Raw genomic sequence first — 15,526 nt, forward strand, 5'->3', positions numbered from 1 at the left:
CACCCCACCACCCGCCCTTCGCGCTCACCGCGGACGGCGGGTGGCGTTCGTTTACTACTCCCCGTGAGCGCGAAGGGGTCCCAGCGACAACGGCGCCCCGCCTCCCCGCCCTTGCCGCTCACCGGGAGGAAGTTTCGCCGCCGGCAACCATTGCCGGTGAGCGCGAAAGGCGCAGCCTCCTTTGCCGCTCACCGAGCAGGCATGGCGTCGATGAAAACTATCCCAGCGTGAGCGCGAAGGGATGGGTGTCGCACATACACTTGCTTGGCGACGTCCTTCCCCGCCCTTGCCGCTCACCGGCGGCATAAAAAGACCCCAGCAGCCCACGCTGGTGAGCGCGAAGGGCGGGGCCGGGGTGGCGAAACGAGCCGGGCTAGGCCGAGCTAGGAGCGGGTAATTAAACCGGCGCTACCTCGTCGACGACGACGGGTTTATTCGGCTTGGAGCGGAACGTCCAGAGCTTGTTGATAATGAAGTTGATGGGCATCGCAACGACAATGGAAATGGCCTGCGCCCAATAGGACTTGGTGCGCAATCCGGTGGAGTTATCGAAGACATCGGTTGGTAGGCCCACGGGCGAGTTCGGATTCATGAGCAGCGTCAGGATGACCTGGCTAACGATAAACGCCCCGATTCCAGCCAAAAGGAACGGGAAGAAACCGCGAATCCAGGACACCTTGGACACGGTCCGGAAGGTCCACATGCGGTTGAGTTGGTAGTTCCAGGTATTGGCCACGAGGAAGGAGATGGTGGCAAACACGTGGTACCAGCGGATGTGGAATGCAGAACCGAAGAGGTTCATGAAGGGGTCCTCGGCAAAAATATCCGCCGCGCCAAAGAGCTTCTGCGCGAGAAAATAAACGAAGAGGTTGACCGCAGTTCCCGAGCCGCCGACAAGACCAAACTTGAGGAATTGCCCAAAATTGGACGCAAAGCGCGCAACGCTGAGGTCTGCCATGGGCCGCCTTTCTTGCCGGAGATTAGTAATTACCTGATTGTAGTTCCTAAGCCACGCGAACTGAAAAACTGACGCTCCGAATGTGATGTAGGATCTATAAAAGATATAGTTTTGTGCAGCAAGTAAAGCGGGCGGGAGAAGTCATAGAGGTCGAGCGGGCGCGGCGCGGGATATGTGTCATCGCCGATGAGCGGATGCCCAAGATGATTCAGCAGCACCCGCAGCTGGTGCGTATGCCCAGTCCGCGGCCACAAGATCACCTCCCGCCCCGCAGCGCGCACATACGTCGAGGTAGGCGTGCCATTATCGGCCACGAGCACCTGCCTGCTGCCCCGCGGCTTGTGCATGGGCAGCCTGATTTCCTCATCACAGAAAAGCGGCTGCTTGACGATGCCCCTATACCTCTTCACCGCCCTTCCCTCCAGGAAAATGCGCTGGTAGGCGGCCCGAGTGGCGGGATTGCGCGAGCAGATGACAAGGCCTGCGGTGAGGCGGTCGAGGCGGTGAAGCGGCACGATATCGTCTTCGCCGAAGTCTACGCGCAGGCGGGTTTGCAGGGTTTCGCGCTGCAAGCGGCCATTCGTGGTGGTGGGAAGAAAGTGTGGTTTATCGGCAACAATGATGTCTTCATCCGCGTGGACTACGCAGTAGTCAAAGGGAATCGGCTCCTCCGGCGGGACGGAGGGGTGGTACCACGCGGGAACGGGCCTGGGAAGAGCCGCACCGGCGGGAAGAAGCGTTCCCTCTGGAAAGGGCGAATCGCCCGCGCGGGCGGCCCAGTACTCGCCCTCGCGCGGAACGCGTTCGTGCAAGACCACCTTGCGGGGAGAAATCCCCTCCCGGGCAGGCGGGCGAAACGCGCGAGGCGAGTTAGGCACTGGCGAGGCGTTCGACGGCGGCGCGCACCCGCTCGTCAGTACCGTTTAAGCCAATGCGCACGTGTTGTGCGCCCGAGGGGCCGTAGAAATCGCCAGGTGCGGCGAGGATGCCCAGGGAAGCCAACCAGTCGATGGTCTCGCGGCAGTCTTCGCCGCGGGTGGCCCAGAGGTACAGGCCGGCATCGGAGTGGTCGATGGTAAAGCCCGCCTTGATAAGCGCCTGCATCAATTCGGCGCGGCGCGCGGCGTAGCGCTGGCGCTGGAGGGCTTCGGTGGGGTCATCGTCAAGCGCGGCCACCATCGCCGCCTGAATCGGGCCTGGCACGATGAGCCCGGCGTGCTTGCGCAGCTCGAGGAGCTCCGCGATGAGATCGTTATCGCCGGCGAAGAATCCGGCGCGGTAGGAGGCCATATTCGCGGACTTGGACAGCGAATGCATGGCGATAAGGCCGGTATTATCGCCGTCGGTCACGCGCGGATCCAGGATGGATACCGGCGGGTTGTCGTCATTCCAGCCCAAGCCCATGTAGCACTCGTCGGAGGCGATGATGGCACCCGTCGAGCGGGCCCAGGCCACGATGCGGCGCAGCTCCTCTACCCCAGCTACGCGGCCGGTGGGGTTGGACGGGGAATTGATGAATACCAGGGAGGCATCCTGAAAGTCGTCGTCAGCGCGCAGCGGAGTGGCCCCGGCGAGCAGGGCGCCGACCTCGTAGGTGGGATAGGCCACCGAGGGGAAGGCGACGGTCTCGCCGCGCATTCCCAACAGGGTGGGCAGCCACGCGATGGCCTCCTTCGTGCCCACTACGGGCAGGACGCGGTCCACGTCCATGCGGTAGCGGCGGCGCAGGGCGGAGGCGATGGCTTCGCGCAGCTCAGGCGTGCCCTGTGTTTGCGGGTAGCCGGGGGCCTCGGCGGCAGAAGACAGCGCCAGCTGCACGCCGGGGGCGACCGGATCTACGGGGTTGCCCACCGAAAGGTCAACGATTCCATCTGGATGCGCCTGGGCCTTCTTTTTGGCGCCAGCCAGCGAGTTCCAGGGAAAATCCGGAAGCGATTGTCCTAGCGGTGTGCGGGCCATGAATTACTCCTGATTCTGTGGGGGCAGCGCGGCTACCATTGACGCATCGAAATCTTGCGGGCCGAGGGCTGCCGCTCCACCGGGAGAGCCCAAGTCATCGAAGAATGCTGCGTTGGCATCGTTGTAATCGATCCACTCATCGGGAACGTCATCCTCGTAGAAGATGGCTTCTACCGGGCATGCGGGCTCGCAGGCACCGCAGTCCACGCACTCATCTGGGTGGATGTAGAGCATGCGCTTGCCTTCGTAAATGCAATCGACGGGGCATTCCTCAACACAGCCGCGGTCCATTACATCAACGCAAGGTTGAGCGATTGTATAAGTCATGGAGAATCCTTGAATCTTCCTGATTTCATGGGTTTGGGGATGAAATATAGTATGTCACTTCTGCTTTAGGAAAGGCCAAACGCCGCCGCCGATTCCGGCCAAAAGCAGGAGCAAGCTGAGAATATTATTGCCCACGATGACATCACCGGTAATCGGAACCAGCAGCATAAGCGCGAAAAATCCCAGGCCCCAGACGATAGTGGGGATGGCCGCGATGTAAGTACGATCACTCCACAGCCGCGCGGTGCGGGTTAGCACCACGTTGAAGGCAGCGGCGATGAGGATGGTGATGGGAAACGCTATGCTCGCACCATCAGCCAGCGAAATCCGGGCGGTGAGGTATATGACCTCCAAAAATAGCGATAGCAGGGCGCCGAGAGAAAGCCAGATAAGGCCTGTGACCTGCTCGCCGCGGCTAAAATCAGCGCGCATTACAGCTCCCCCAGGAGGTCGGTTGCGGGCTCGCCCCTGCCGAGTTGGAAGTATTCGGCGCGCAGCAAGGGCATAAGCAATCTATTGGACAGGCAGTAGGCCCCAGGCACCGCGGCTGGGTCGTGGACAGCGGCGACGGCGGCCTCGGGGTTGGTGGCGGTGGTGCTGCCATCGGCCAGCCAGATTTGCGTGGCGTGGGCGCGCATGGCGGCGCGTTTGGCGTGGAGGGCGGCATCGTCAAGCGCGAAGCTTAGGTCCGCGCCGGCGGTGGTGAAATTATCCAGGTATGCGGCATCGGGTTTGCGCCAGCCCGCGGGCGCGTCGAGGGTCTCCAGGCCGGCGTAATTGGCGGCGCGGTCAAAAATCGCCCACCAAATGCGCGTGCTTGCCGATGCCGCCTTTTCCACCACCCTATGCACCGCAACGTGGTCCGGGTGATTATAGCCGCCGTCTGGTCCATAGGTCAAGATGGCGTGTGGCTTGAGTACATCTAATTCCGCGCGGAGCAGATCTACCGCCTCATCCAAGCGATTGACCAGCGCACGGGGGTTGTCGTGAGACGGCGATCCCACCATGCCGGAATCGTGGAAGTGGCCGAATCCGCCCAGCTGGATGCCCTCCACCCCTAAAGCGGAGAGGGCGCAGGCCAATTCGCGGGCGCGGAAGCCACCGAGCTGATGGTGCTCGGCAAGACCTTGATAGGGCGCACCGATGACCTCGCCGTCCTCGCCAAGGGTAAGGGTGATGACCGTGACCTGCGCACCGCGCGCGGCCAGGGTGGCAAGGGTGCCGCCGGTAAAAAGCGTTTCATCATCGGGGTGCGCGTGTACGGCAACAACGCGGTAGCCCACCAAGTCCTTAGTCCTCATCTATCCTCCAAACCGGCGCTGTGACCAGACCTTTATCCCAGTCATCAATACTTTGGCCGGGGCCTACAATACCCTCCCCCAGCGCGTGCACACGCGTTTCATCTAAGAGCGGGACGTATAACACGTCCTGGGCGTTGATCTCGCGGATTCGCCCCAGCGCGGTGGAGGGGCTTATCTTTCCGGAAAGGATGTCCATGCGCGTTTCGGCGGCGTTGTCGGGGCAGAACCCGGAGAGATCGCCTGCGAGCGGTTCGTCTTCGGCGCAGTTGAAGATATTCGCGGCCGAGAGCGAAGTTAAGGTGATATCCTCCCAGGTCACCACCGCATCAACCTTGCCTTCAGGAAGCAGCTTAGAGGTAATGGTGGTAAGCCTATCGGTGGTGACCTCGGCGGGGATGCCGTGGGCCTCGAGGACATCGTAAAGCGTATTCGCCGCAGCCAAAGCCGTGGGGCTGGTCGGATCGACGGCGAAGCGGATAGGCTTCTTGCTGGCGCGCTCGCGCAGGGCCGTCAGGTTCGCCTCCCCTGAGACCGAATTATGCCCGGCCTTCAGGTTGGACGCGCGGCCAGTGGCGAGCCGGGCGACCTGTTCGGTATCGATAAGCGAGGCCACCCCGCGCCGCGCGGCGGCGTCCTCCAAGGCGCCGTGCTCAGTGGACATGTGCAAGCGCAGCTGGCGCGGGCGGGTAACCGTCTTATCGCTCACATGTCCCAGCAGGCCGAGCGCTTCCTGCGAGGTCTGACCCGGGGTAAAGTCCGCGAACCCAATCTGGCCAGAGCGCAGCATATTGAGCGCCTGGGTACTATCGCGCACCTCGCGCAGCTGGACGACGTCGATGTGGGCGGGGTCGGCACCCCAGAAGCGGTCATTGCGGTTGAGGGTGATGACCCCGCGGCTGCGGTCCACGCTATCGACCGAGAAGCGACCGGCGGAGGCGGGGATGTCATTGGCCAGCGCCGAATCGAAATCGGAATTTTGCAACAGGTGCGAGGGAAGCAGCTGGTTGAATAGCTGCTTCCAATCCTTAACCCGCTCTGCAAAATCCACCGTGACCACACGCCCGCCATCGGAGGTGGTCACCGCGGAAATGGCGCGGTAGCCCGCCGGGTCCTTGACGCCTGCGGTGGTGGTCATCTTCTTCCACAAGTAGTTGAAATCCGCCCCGGAAATCGGGGTGCCATCGGACCACTGCGCGGGAGTGGCGATGACGTAGCGCACCCGCTGGGCTACGCCCTCCGGCGCGGTGACCTCCGCGGCGGATTCTAGGACGTCTGTATCCATGCGTCCCCAGTGGAACGTCGACGGCAAGACCAGCTCGGCGATTTGATCCACGAGCTCGGAGTTATTGGCCACCAGGTGTGGGTTAAGTCCGGCGCGCAGCGGATCGACACCGATGGAAATGGTGGGCCGCGACTTATCTTCCTCCGCGCGCGGCGGCTCGTTATCCGTCGTGGTCGTGAAGGATTCCGTTTCCTGGGCGGTAGATTCCTGGTCATCCGAGTCTTCTACCACCGGTGGTGGGCCAGGATTGGCCGAACACCCGCTGACAAACGCGAGGCCGATGGCGGCAGTGGCAGCAAGTGCGCGGGCCTTGAGACTATTTTTCATCGCGGACTACTTTAGTACCTTCTTCCCGCCACACGGAGATTCTGCGCGCTAAACTCGTACGAAATCACCATTGAAGGGATCTCCTCACCATGCTTATCTGCCAAGAAATGTTCCTCCTGCTTACCAAGAACAACGGTAAAAAGGAGGTGCTATCCAATAACGAGACCGCCCTGCGCGCCGGCCTTTTTAGCGATTTGCTCCTGTGCGAAGCAGTTGCCATAACTGCAAAGAATAAGGTGCACGCCACGGACAAAAAGCCAGAGCACCCAGTGCTTTCTTGGGCATGGGATAGCCTGCACGAGCACCGGACCAGCTCGGTCAAGACACTGCTGCAGGCGGGGTGGTTCTCCCCGCGCGAGAAGATTGCCCAGGATTTTCAGGACCGCGGCCAATTGGAGATTGAGGATGCCGCGTGGTGGCAGCTGGGCGGCGACCGTTACATCATGACGGACACGGCGCTAGAAGATGAGGTGCGCGAGAGGCTCGCGGCGGTGCTTAACGGCTCCCAAGCCCCTAGCGCCAAAGACGTGTTTATCTTGGATATTCTCCGCGAGATTAAAGGGGCCTATCCCCTGCTCAAGGAGGATGCGCCCGAAATGAAACGCCGGGAGATGCGCAAACGCATCAAAGAATTAAAGCAACAGGTGGAATACGACGATGCCGCCGCCTCTGCGGTAAAAACCATACTGCAGGAGACGACGGCGATTATCGCGGCGGCTGCGGCATCAACCGCAGCCACCACTTAGATCGAGGCAGATTACTTCTTCATCTGCTTAGCGCGGGAAGCGGCGCGCTTGCGGTCGGTGGCGGAAAGCTCCAGCTTGCGCACGCGCAGCACATCTGGGGCTACCTCGACGCACTCGTCGTTGCCACAGAATTCCAGTGCCTCTTCCAGCGAGAGCGTGTGGGCCTTGGCCAGGGTGACCGTGGCGTCTGCGGTGGCAGAGCGCATATTGGTCAGCTTCTTTTCCTTGGTGATGTTGATGTCAATATCCTCATCGCGGTTATTGGCACCCACGACCATGCCTTCGTAGGCCTCTGCACCTGGCTCGACGAAGAAGTTGCCGCGGTCAGCCAGCTGCATCAGTGCGTACTGGGTGATCTGGCCGGTACGGTCAGCCACCAAGGAGCCGGTGGCGCGGGACTTAATCTCGCCGGCCCAGACATCGATGCCATCGGAGATGGAGTTGGCGATGCCAGCACCGCGGGTCTCGGTCATGAACTGGGTACGGAAACCGATGAGGCCACGGGCGGGAACGCGGAAGATCATGCGCACCCAGTCGCCCTCGCGCACGTCCATGGACTGCATCTGTCCCTTGCGGGAAGCCAGCAGCTGGGTGATGGCACCCTGGTGCTCCGACGGGGAGTCGATGGTGAGGATCTCATAGGGCTCATAGGTCTTGCCATCGATCTGCTGGGTAACTACCTGCGGCTTACCGATGGTCAGCTCGAAGCCCTCGCGGCGCATGGACTCGATAAGCACGGACAGAGCCATCTCGCCGCGGCCCTGGACCTCCCAGGTATCTGGGCGCTCCGTGGGCAGCACGCGCAGGGAGACGTTACCGATAAGCTCCTGCTCCAAGCGGGCCTTGACCATGCGGGCGGTCAGCTTGGTGCCGCCGCCGCGGCCTGCCATCGGCGAGGTGTTCACACCGATGGTCATGGAGATGGCCGGCTCATCAACGGTGATGCGCGGCAGGGCCTCTGGGTTTTCCGGATCGGCGATGGTGTCACCAATCATGACATCGGAAATACCAGAGATGGCGACGATATCGCCGGCGATGGCCTCTTCGGCCGGCTGACGCTCGAAGCCGACCGTGCGCAGCAGCTCGGCAACCTTGACGGTCTTGGTGTGTTGGTTGCCCTCATCGTCGTAGTGAATCCAGGCCACCTGCTGGCCCTTCTTGATGCGGCCGGCGTAGATGCGCAGCAGCGCAATACGGCCGAGGAAGTCAGAGGCGTCAAGGTTGGTGACGTGCGCCTGCAGTGGGGCATCGACGGTAGCGGAGGGCTCGGGCAGGACGTTGTAGATGACATCGAAAAGCGCCTGCAGGTCCTCGCTATCGGGAACGTTGCCATCGCCCGGGTTCTCGGTGGAGGCAACGCCGGCGCGGCCGGAGGCGTACAGAACCGGGAGATCGAGCAACTCTTCAGCTGCTGCTGCGGCTTCCTCATCCTCGAGGCCAGCGGCGATTTCTAGCAGCAGGTCTTGGGACTCGGTGACAACCTCGTCGATGCGGGCATCGGGGCGGTCGGTCTTGTTCACACAGACGATGACCGGCAGCTTGGCCTCTAGCGCCTTGGTCAGGACGAAGCGGGTCTGTGGGAGGGGGCCCTCAGAGGCATCGACAAGCAGCACGACGCCGTCCACCATGGAAATGCCGCGCTCCACCTCGCCGCCGAAGTCGGCGTGGCCCGGGGTGTCGATGACGTTAATGATGAGGTCTGCGCCGTCTTTGCCCAGACCCTGGCGGCGGATGGCCGTGTTCTTGGCCAAAATGGTAATGCCGCGCTCGCGCTCCTGATCGTTGGAGTCCATGACGCGGTCCGTGTGCTCACCGTGTTCGCCAAAAGCACCGGACTGCTCCAGCATGCCGTTGACCAACGTGGTCTTGCCATGGTCAACGTGCGCGACAATGGCAACATTACGGAACTCGGTATTACTCACTAGTTGGGTTCTCCTTCGGAGGATCTACAAGCGCTGGTGCGCGAGAAATGTTCTTGAACGACGTCCTACGATACCCCCTAACAGGGCATAGTGCAGCATTGGGGAGCCAAGACGCGACCTATGCCACCCCGTAACGTCTCGCGTGCCTGAAACGACCTAGTACTTGACACTTCCCAGTGGATAACTATCGTTACTAGAGTTATTACTGTTACTGCTGTGACCAATGGGGCTATACTACTTTCCCCGCGAGACAATAAGGACCTGATACCGTGAGCCACGCCCAAACTTCTTGGCACCTAAGCGGCCGCACCGGCTACATCGCCGCTGCCACCGCCGCGCTTATTGGCCTCGCCTCTCCCCTGGTAGCGCCCGCACAGGCCTTCGCCCCAGATCTTTCCTCACTGGCACAGCAGCACATGCCCGCCAGCCCCTTGGATGAGCTCGGTCGCCCTACCCCTGAAACCCAGGACCGCGTGCGCGCCTTTGCTGCGCAGCCATGGATCCCCGAAGACGCCCGCAATACGATCTTGTCCGCCTTGGACTTCTTCGCCGGCACCGGCGACGGTGGTGGCGGTGTCCCCATGCCGCAGGGCGATAACCCGTACTTCCGGCAGTTTTATTGGCCCACCGTCTCCGCGAACTGCATCGGCGGCACCAACGCCGCCACCGGCTCTGGCATCGCGGTACCTGGTCCTACGGAAATTCCCGCCCCCGGCGCCGGCGAGGGCGAAACCGTCTTCCTCTTTACCGCCTTGGGCACCCCACCGGCAGCACCGGACCAAGGAGGCATGAACGTGCAGTGGTTTAATATCAATACCCTGCAAAGCGGCATTACCCCGCTGCACAATAACGGCATCAACCAGGATGGGCCCACAACGCTTTCTGGCACGGCCCACACAGGCAAGGGCCTAGTCATCGCGCTGCTCTCCGGTTCCGTTAATACCACCGAGGCACGCTGCGATTTCGTCCCCACCGCCGCCTTCCTAGAGGTGAAGTAATGGCCGTTGATCTCCACCCAGCCAAGCGGGAGACCTTTAATACTGCGGCCTTCACCAATACCGATCCCAAGGGCTACCTGCGCCAAGTCGATACCTACACCGAAACCGAGTTTGGCCTGTATATGGCACGCGGTGCCGATCACCCGCGTTTTGGCTACCTCGAATCGTGGCTGCTGCCAAGCCTTAACCTGCGCGCGAATATCTTCCACTTCCGCCCCGGCGTCGAGGTTAAGCAGGACTTTTATATCGACGTCGCCGAAATCCAGCGCCAAGGCAATGAGTGGACCACCCGCGATCTCTACGTCGACTTGGTCACCACCACCGGCGAACCCATTACTGTCCTCGACATCGACGAGCTCTCCGCAGCGACGTCCGCTGGCCTCATTTCCGCCGAGGACGCCGAACTCGCTATCGACACCACTCTAAACGCGGTCGAGGGAATTACCCGCCACGGCGACGATGCAATGGCCTGGCTTGCCCACCACGGCATAGACTTGTCTTGGTCAGAAAACGTAACTTTAGCCCCCGAAGGATAAGCCATGGCCGGTGGCCTTTTTGCCCTGCTTGACGATGTCGCTTTAATAGCCCGCGCCGCCGCCTCCAGCGTCGACGATGTGGCCGCCTTAGGCGGCAAGACATCTATGAAGTCTCTCGGCGTCGTCGTCGATGATGCCGCAGTGACCCCACAATACGTCGAGGGCATAAAACCGCAGCGCGAGCTGCCGATGATCTGGCGTATCACCAAGGGTTCGCTCATCAACAAGCTCGTCATCATTTTGCCGATTGCGATGATCCTGTCTTGGATTGCGCCGTGGGCGCTCACGCCCATCTTGATGTGCGGCGGTACCTATTTATGTTTCGAAGGCGCGGAAAAGATCCTCTCCTTCTTCCACTCCTCCCCTAGCGATGCCACCGATTCCGTCCAGCACAAGGGCCCAGAGGCCGAAGATAGCCTGGTGAAATCCGCCATCACCACCGACCTCATCCTGTCTGCTGAGATCATGGTGATCTCCTTAAATGAGGTCATCGATCAACCCTTCTGGCTGCGCCTCGGCGCGCTCATCGCCGTCGGTATCATCTTGACCTTGGGCGTCTACGGCGCCGTGGGATTGCTGGTCAAGATGGATGACATTGGCCTGGCCTTAACCCAGCGCCGCGATGGCAATTCCCTGTTAGGCAATGCCTTGGTCAAGGGCATGCCCTTCGTCCTGGATATCATCGGCATCATCGGTACCGCCGCCATGTTGTGGGTAGGCGGGCATATCGTCACCTCGGGCCTCCACGAATTCGGGGTAGACCAGCCGCACGGGTTTATCGAGGCTGCCACTGAACATATCCACAATGGCGCGCTGAGCTGGCTGGCCGAAACCGGCCTGTCCATGGTGTGCGGGCTCATCCTCGGACTTGTCATCGCCAGCATCGTCATGGCGGTCAAAGCCTCGACCGGCTCGCCGTCTGCCACCTCGGCAGCGCAACACTAAGTTACATAAACAGCATGAGCGATACCGCCATAATGGCCATACCGGCGATAAGGCCGTAGATGGCGTAGTGGTGTTCACCAGTTTCTTCCGCGGTGGGAAGCAGCTCATCCAGGGAAATAAACACCATGATGCCGGCTACGGCGGCAAAGCTAATGCCCATGGTGGCCGGCCCCAATACCGGTAAGAGCAGACCAAAGCCGATGAGTGCGCCCAGCGGTTCAGCCAGCCCGGAAAGCGTAGCCCACCAAAAGGCCTTCTTGCGCGAGCCGGTCGCCTCCCGCAGCGGCACCGCGACGGCGATGCCTTCCGGGATATTATGGATGGCAATCGCCACTGCCACCGGAACAGCAATCTCCTTAGACTCCAGGCCGGCTAAGAAGGTGGCAAAGCCCTCCGGGAAATTGTGCAAGCCCAGCGCGACTGCGGTAAATACGCCCGTCTTCATCAGCCTGCCGCGGCGGGCGTCTTCTTCCGTCGTGCCTGGTTCGTGCGGGTTGATCTCTTCTGGCACCATCCGGTCAATAATCGCGATGACCGCAATGCCAGCGAAGAAGGCACCTACCGTGGCCCAGGTGCCGGGTTTTTCGCCCCCGAGGGCATCGCTAAGCTGCTCTATGCCTTCCGGCAGGATTTCCATGAAGGAGACATAGAGCATCACACCCGCCGAAAGCCCTAAGGCTGCGGCCATAAACGCGGGCCCTGGCTGGCGCTTTCCCACCGCCAATGCCCCGCCGATGGAGGTGGACAGGCCCGAGAGCAGGACCAGTCCAAAGGCGAAGGCGAACGTGGACAAGGTCATAGTCTGTGACTGTACCTGACAGTAATTATCAAGCCTTAATGGGAAGGCGGGGTCTGTGCATCGTCTTCGCCGGAGCCGGATACGAACTCGCCATCGGCCACCGAAGGATCATCTTCCACGTAACGGCCAGCTTCGTAGTCATAACCAATGGCATGGCCTTCCTCATCGGTGCGCGCGTACCACTCCGTGACCTCTGCAGCAGTGGAGTTAAACTTGCCGCCGGTGGCGTAATCGGAATCTCCCGTTGTGGGCTCGATAGACAGGGCAAAATTATCGCCGTAATCACGCACGCCGTGGATGACAGCATTGGAGACGGCCTGGTGCTCGTAATAGTGGCGGATCGATGCTGGATCATGGCGCAGTTCTCTAATGAGGGCAATGCACATCAGCGAGATGATGACGGCAAAAGGAAGCGCCGTAATGGTGATTAGGTTTTGCAGGCCTTGCAGCGCGTTTTTGCCGCCGGACATGAGAATGACCACGGCGATGCCCGCCATACAGAGCACCCAAAAGACAGTGACAGTGGGTTTCGGCTGCGGGTTGCCGCGCTGGGTGAGCTGGGAATTGACCAGCGAGGCCGAGTCCGCGGTGGTGATGAAAAATACCACTAGCATGACGATGACCAGCGGTGCCATCCAATTAGATCCGGGGAAATGGTCCAAGACGTTGAAGAAGATGTCTTCGGCCGCCGGCATGGAATCAATGGTCCCATCGGGAGCGATATCGCCATCGCGGCGTTGCAGCCAAATGGTGGTGCCGCCCAAGATGGTGAATGCTGCGATGATGATAGCGGAAGGAATAAACAGCACGCCAAGGACGAATTGGCGGATGGTGCGCCCGCGGGAAATCTTGGCCACGAATACGCCAACGAACGGCGACCACGATACCCACCACGCCCAGTAGAACGTGGTCCATGAGGACAGGAAGGAGACCATATCTTCGCCCTCTCCCATGTTGGCGGACAACATTTCGGGAGTGTTGTCGAGGTACTCAATAATGACCGCGGGCATCATATTGGCCAGGAGAGCAGTCGGTCCGATGACGAAGAAGAAGATCGCGATACCCAGCGCCAATGCCAGGTTGATATTGGATAGCCACCGCACGCCCTTAGCTACACCAGACACGGCGGAAAAGATGGTGCCGATGGAAAGCACGACAATGATGACCAAGGCTGCGGTATTGCCAGTGGTAGACCAACCGCTGACGATTTCCACTCCGCGGCCGATCTGTAGCGCGCCAATTCCCAAAGTGGCCGCGGTACCAAAGAGGGTGGCGATGATCGCCAGGCCATCGATAATGCGCGCCGGTGTGGAATCGGTGGAGCGGTTGCCAAAAAGCGGCATCAAGATGGAGCTCATGAGGGGTACGCGACCGCGGCGGAAGGACACATAGGCCACGCACAGCCCGACGATGGCGTAGATGGCCCACGCGTTAAGGCCCCAGTGCATGGCCGATTGGGCGAGCGCGCCGAGCACCGCTTCATCGCTGGCGGCTTCATAGGCGCCTGGGCGCGGTGAGAGATAATGAGTGAGCGGTTCGTAGGGTCCGAAGAAGATAAGTCCGATGCCGATGCCCGCACCAAAGAGCATGGCGGCCCAGCTAATCGTGGAAAACTCCGGCTTTTCACCATCCACGCCGAGTGGGATTTTCCCGTATTTGGAAAAGGCGAGGATCAACAGCAGGAACATCAGGAAGGTGGCCAGTGCAGTAAAGATCCAGCCTAGGTTGCGCATGACCCAATCCAGGGCGGTGGAGGAGGTATTAAAAACCTGTTCGGGAGCGAGCACGCCCCATATTACGAAGGCGATAACGAGTCCACCGACGACGCCCAGGATGGTCTTATCCACGCTGTATTTAACCTTCTGGTCCTCAATGGACACGCCAGGAACCAAGGCAGGGTGAATATTGTGCGGGTAGATGATGTCGTGCAGTATGCGTTGTGCGCCGCGCACGCGCTTTTGACTTTCTTCCGTATTATTAACGTTCTCCAGCCCACTGGTGGTTCCGTTATCGGGCCGAGGCGATGAATTAGATGACAAAGCCCTACTCCTATTTCATTATTCACTATTCAACTTGTGGGAATCATTAACACGTTAACGAACAATGCCGAAAACCACCGGCTAAGCGATGTTTTACCCCCCACATGCGTAAAATGAAACCCGTACGTTACGCCCCGCTTTGAAGCTTTGGAGTTACTGTCTTCCTATGGTGTCTTACCCGCTTGCTACCAGCTACTTCGGCGTCGAACACGTCGCTATATTGGAACATGTTATCTCCGGCACGGTGCTCAGCATTCCTGGCGTGGGTAGCCAGCCCGCGCTTATCGATGTCTCTTTAGAACCCGATACCTACTCCAACGGCTGGCGGGTACGCTCGGAGTTTGGCTTCATTGGGTTTCTCGATGAGGTAGAGGCAGCCGAATACCCGGACCTGCACCGGTTGAAGGCATCGCAGGCCACCCCGCAGACAGTAGCCACGGTCGGCATTGTTGACGGCGAACTCGAGGTTGCCGTCTCCCTCGGGCTGTGGCCGTGGATGGTGCCGGTCAATGACCAGCCGGCCGAATCGGCGCTGCTCGCCGGCGGCCACGGTGCAATCGTCGATACTGCGGCGGGCGATATAACTGATTCGCAGCTATCTAACCTTGAAACGCAGCAGTTCTTTGTCACGCTCAAGGTCATCGATGATGCCGTCGTGGCCTCCTGTGGCGATACTGTGCTCGGCCCGTGCGGCGCGTTGAGCCAGTTGCCTGGCCTGCGCACCGGGTATGCGGTGGCGCAAGAAGCCGGTACCACGATGGCCGCCCGTGCGTATAGCGCCGGTGGGATAATCGCGGTCGATATCCCCGCAGCGGATTCCCCAGATAGCGAATTATTCTCCCCGGCGGCGCCACCCCTGCGGGTGCCGTCTGGCCGCACCGCGCTTCCTGGTGCCACTACGTCCCGCCGGGCCACCCCAGCCCCGCCCGAGGAGTGGGAGTTCGCGCTGGAGTCCGCTGACATCGCCGGCGATCTTCCCACAGGCACGCGGCGCCCGGTCAGTCCCAATACCGACGCGGCCACGGCAACCACAGGTTCTGCAGAAGCCCCGCCCGCGACGCCCAGCGCTACCTCGGAGAACGGCGCTGCCGCAGAGGACAGTGCTGCCCCAGAGGACGGCGCCACGGTAGGCATAGACAAAGAAGAAAAGGCATCTCCCACCCCGCCGGCGCCTCGTGCTCGCGACAACGATGAGGCCGCAGCACCACCCGCTAGCAGTGGCTTGGCCGACTTGGTCTCGTCCATGCCGGGCTCACAGAACCTGAGCTGGCGCGCGCTTCCCGTCGCGGAGGAACCGGGCCGCTTTTCTTCCGAATCCGCCCGCGTGCGTGCCCGGCGCGTGGCGCGCGAGCAGTCCCGCCCGCGCGGCGGAAATCACCGCAAATAG

The 15,526-nt window shown here is 60.9% G+C and carries 15 protein-coding genes; 5 read left to right on the forward strand and 10 right to left on the reverse strand.

What is annotated here, in order from left to right; translation table 11 throughout:
- Nucleotides 1-397: 397 nt before the first annotated feature.
- The 7 genes from ABRP98_RS01180 to ABRP98_RS01210 are packed head-to-tail and all read right to left on the reverse strand — an operon-like array spanning nucleotide 398 to nucleotide 6,154.
- On the reverse strand, nucleotides 398-958 hold the full coding sequence (locus ABRP98_RS01180) for a GtrA family protein (RefSeq protein WP_005280100.1): 561 nt from the start codon (nucleotides 956-958) through the stop codon (nucleotides 398-400).
- Nucleotides 959-987: 29 nt separating this feature from the next.
- Nucleotides 988-1,776 (reverse strand): pseudouridine synthase, encoded by a 789-nt coding sequence (locus ABRP98_RS01185; RefSeq protein WP_349857132.1) that lies wholly within the window; start codon nucleotides 1,774-1,776, stop codon nucleotides 988-990.
- Between the two features lie 52 nt (nucleotides 1,777-1,828).
- A complete protein-coding gene (gene dapC, locus ABRP98_RS01190; RefSeq protein WP_284852180.1) occupies nucleotides 1,829-2,917 on the reverse strand; it encodes a succinyldiaminopimelate transaminase in 1,089 nt (362 codons plus the stop codon).
- Nucleotides 2,918-2,920: 3 nt separating this feature from the next.
- Nucleotides 2,921-3,244, reverse strand: coding sequence for a ferredoxin (gene fdxA, locus ABRP98_RS01195; RefSeq protein ID WP_023017724.1), 324 nt, complete (start codon nucleotides 3,242-3,244; stop codon nucleotides 2,921-2,923).
- A 54-nt stretch (nucleotides 3,245-3,298) separates the two neighbouring features.
- Entirely contained in the window at nucleotides 3,299-3,676 is a 378-nt protein-coding gene (locus tag ABRP98_RS01200) for a hypothetical protein (protein ID WP_349857092.1), read from the reverse strand.
- Nucleotides 3,676-4,545 (reverse strand): PIG-L family deacetylase, encoded by an 870-nt coding sequence (locus tag ABRP98_RS01205; RefSeq protein ID WP_349857093.1) that lies wholly within the window; start codon nucleotides 4,543-4,545, stop codon nucleotides 3,676-3,678. The genes ABRP98_RS01200 and ABRP98_RS01205 overlap by 1 nt, the downstream gene beginning before the upstream one ends.
- Nucleotides 4,535-6,154 (reverse strand): ABC transporter family substrate-binding protein, encoded by a 1,620-nt coding sequence (locus ABRP98_RS01210; protein ID WP_349857094.1) that lies wholly within the window; start codon nucleotides 6,152-6,154, stop codon nucleotides 4,535-4,537. Before ABRP98_RS01210 ends, ABRP98_RS01205 begins: the two co-directional genes overlap by 11 nt.
- Before the next feature lie 89 nt (nucleotides 6,155-6,243).
- Between ABRP98_RS01210 and ABRP98_RS01215 the strand changes: the two genes are divergently transcribed.
- The gene (locus ABRP98_RS01215; protein WP_349857095.1) at nucleotides 6,244-6,900 is read left to right on the forward strand and encodes a GOLPH3/VPS74 family protein; all 657 of its coding nucleotides are present in this window, start codon (nucleotides 6,244-6,246) and stop codon (nucleotides 6,898-6,900) included.
- An 11-nt stretch (nucleotides 6,901-6,911) separates the two neighbouring features.
- Here the strand turns inward: ABRP98_RS01215 and typA are convergent, their stop codons facing one another.
- Nucleotides 6,912-8,822: a translational GTPase TypA gene (typA, locus tag ABRP98_RS01220; RefSeq protein ID WP_284769917.1), complete on the reverse strand. Its 1,911-nt coding sequence runs from the start codon at nucleotides 8,820-8,822 to the stop codon at nucleotides 6,912-6,914.
- A 269-nt stretch (nucleotides 8,823-9,091) separates the two neighbouring features.
- Between typA and ABRP98_RS01225 the strand changes: the two genes are divergently transcribed.
- Genes ABRP98_RS01225 through ABRP98_RS01235 form a run of 3 tightly spaced genes read left to right on the forward strand, consistent with a single transcriptional unit; the run spans nucleotide 9,092 to nucleotide 11,301 of the window.
- Nucleotides 9,092-9,820, forward strand: a complete 729-nt coding sequence (locus ABRP98_RS01225; RefSeq protein ID WP_349857096.1) for an Rv1157c family protein — start codon at nucleotides 9,092-9,094, stop codon at nucleotides 9,818-9,820.
- Complete coding sequence (locus ABRP98_RS01230) at nucleotides 9,820-10,356, forward strand: ribonuclease FAU-1 family protein (protein WP_349857097.1); 537 nt, start codon at nucleotides 9,820-9,822, stop codon at nucleotides 10,354-10,356. Before ABRP98_RS01225 ends, ABRP98_RS01230 begins: the two co-directional genes overlap by 1 nt.
- 3 nt (nucleotides 10,357-10,359) lie before the next feature.
- Nucleotides 10,360-11,301 (forward strand): DUF808 domain-containing protein, encoded by a 942-nt coding sequence (locus ABRP98_RS01235; protein WP_349857098.1) that lies wholly within the window; start codon nucleotides 10,360-10,362, stop codon nucleotides 11,299-11,301.
- A 1-nt stretch (nucleotide 11,302) separates the two neighbouring features.
- On the opposite strand, the gene zupT is transcribed toward ABRP98_RS01235, so the two are convergent.
- Nucleotides 11,303-12,100: a zinc transporter ZupT gene (gene zupT / locus ABRP98_RS01240; RefSeq protein WP_349857099.1), complete on the reverse strand. Its 798-nt coding sequence runs from the start codon at nucleotides 12,098-12,100 to the stop codon at nucleotides 11,303-11,305.
- A 35-nt stretch (nucleotides 12,101-12,135) separates the two neighbouring features.
- Nucleotides 12,136-14,052: a BCCT family transporter gene (locus tag ABRP98_RS01245; RefSeq protein WP_502878775.1), complete on the reverse strand. Its 1,917-nt coding sequence runs from the start codon at nucleotides 14,050-14,052 to the stop codon at nucleotides 12,136-12,138.
- Between the two features lie 253 nt (nucleotides 14,053-14,305).
- On the opposite strand from ABRP98_RS01245, the gene ABRP98_RS01250 reads away from it, so the two are divergent.
- The gene (locus tag ABRP98_RS01250; protein WP_349857100.1) at nucleotides 14,306-15,526 is read left to right on the forward strand and encodes a hypothetical protein; all 1,221 of its coding nucleotides are present in this window, start codon (nucleotides 14,306-14,308) and stop codon (nucleotides 15,524-15,526) included.

This window comes from Corynebacterium sp. KPL2838 (genome assembly GCF_040225455.1).
Lineage (GTDB): Bacteria > Actinomycetota > Actinomycetes > Mycobacteriales > Mycobacteriaceae > Corynebacterium > Corynebacterium rhinophilum.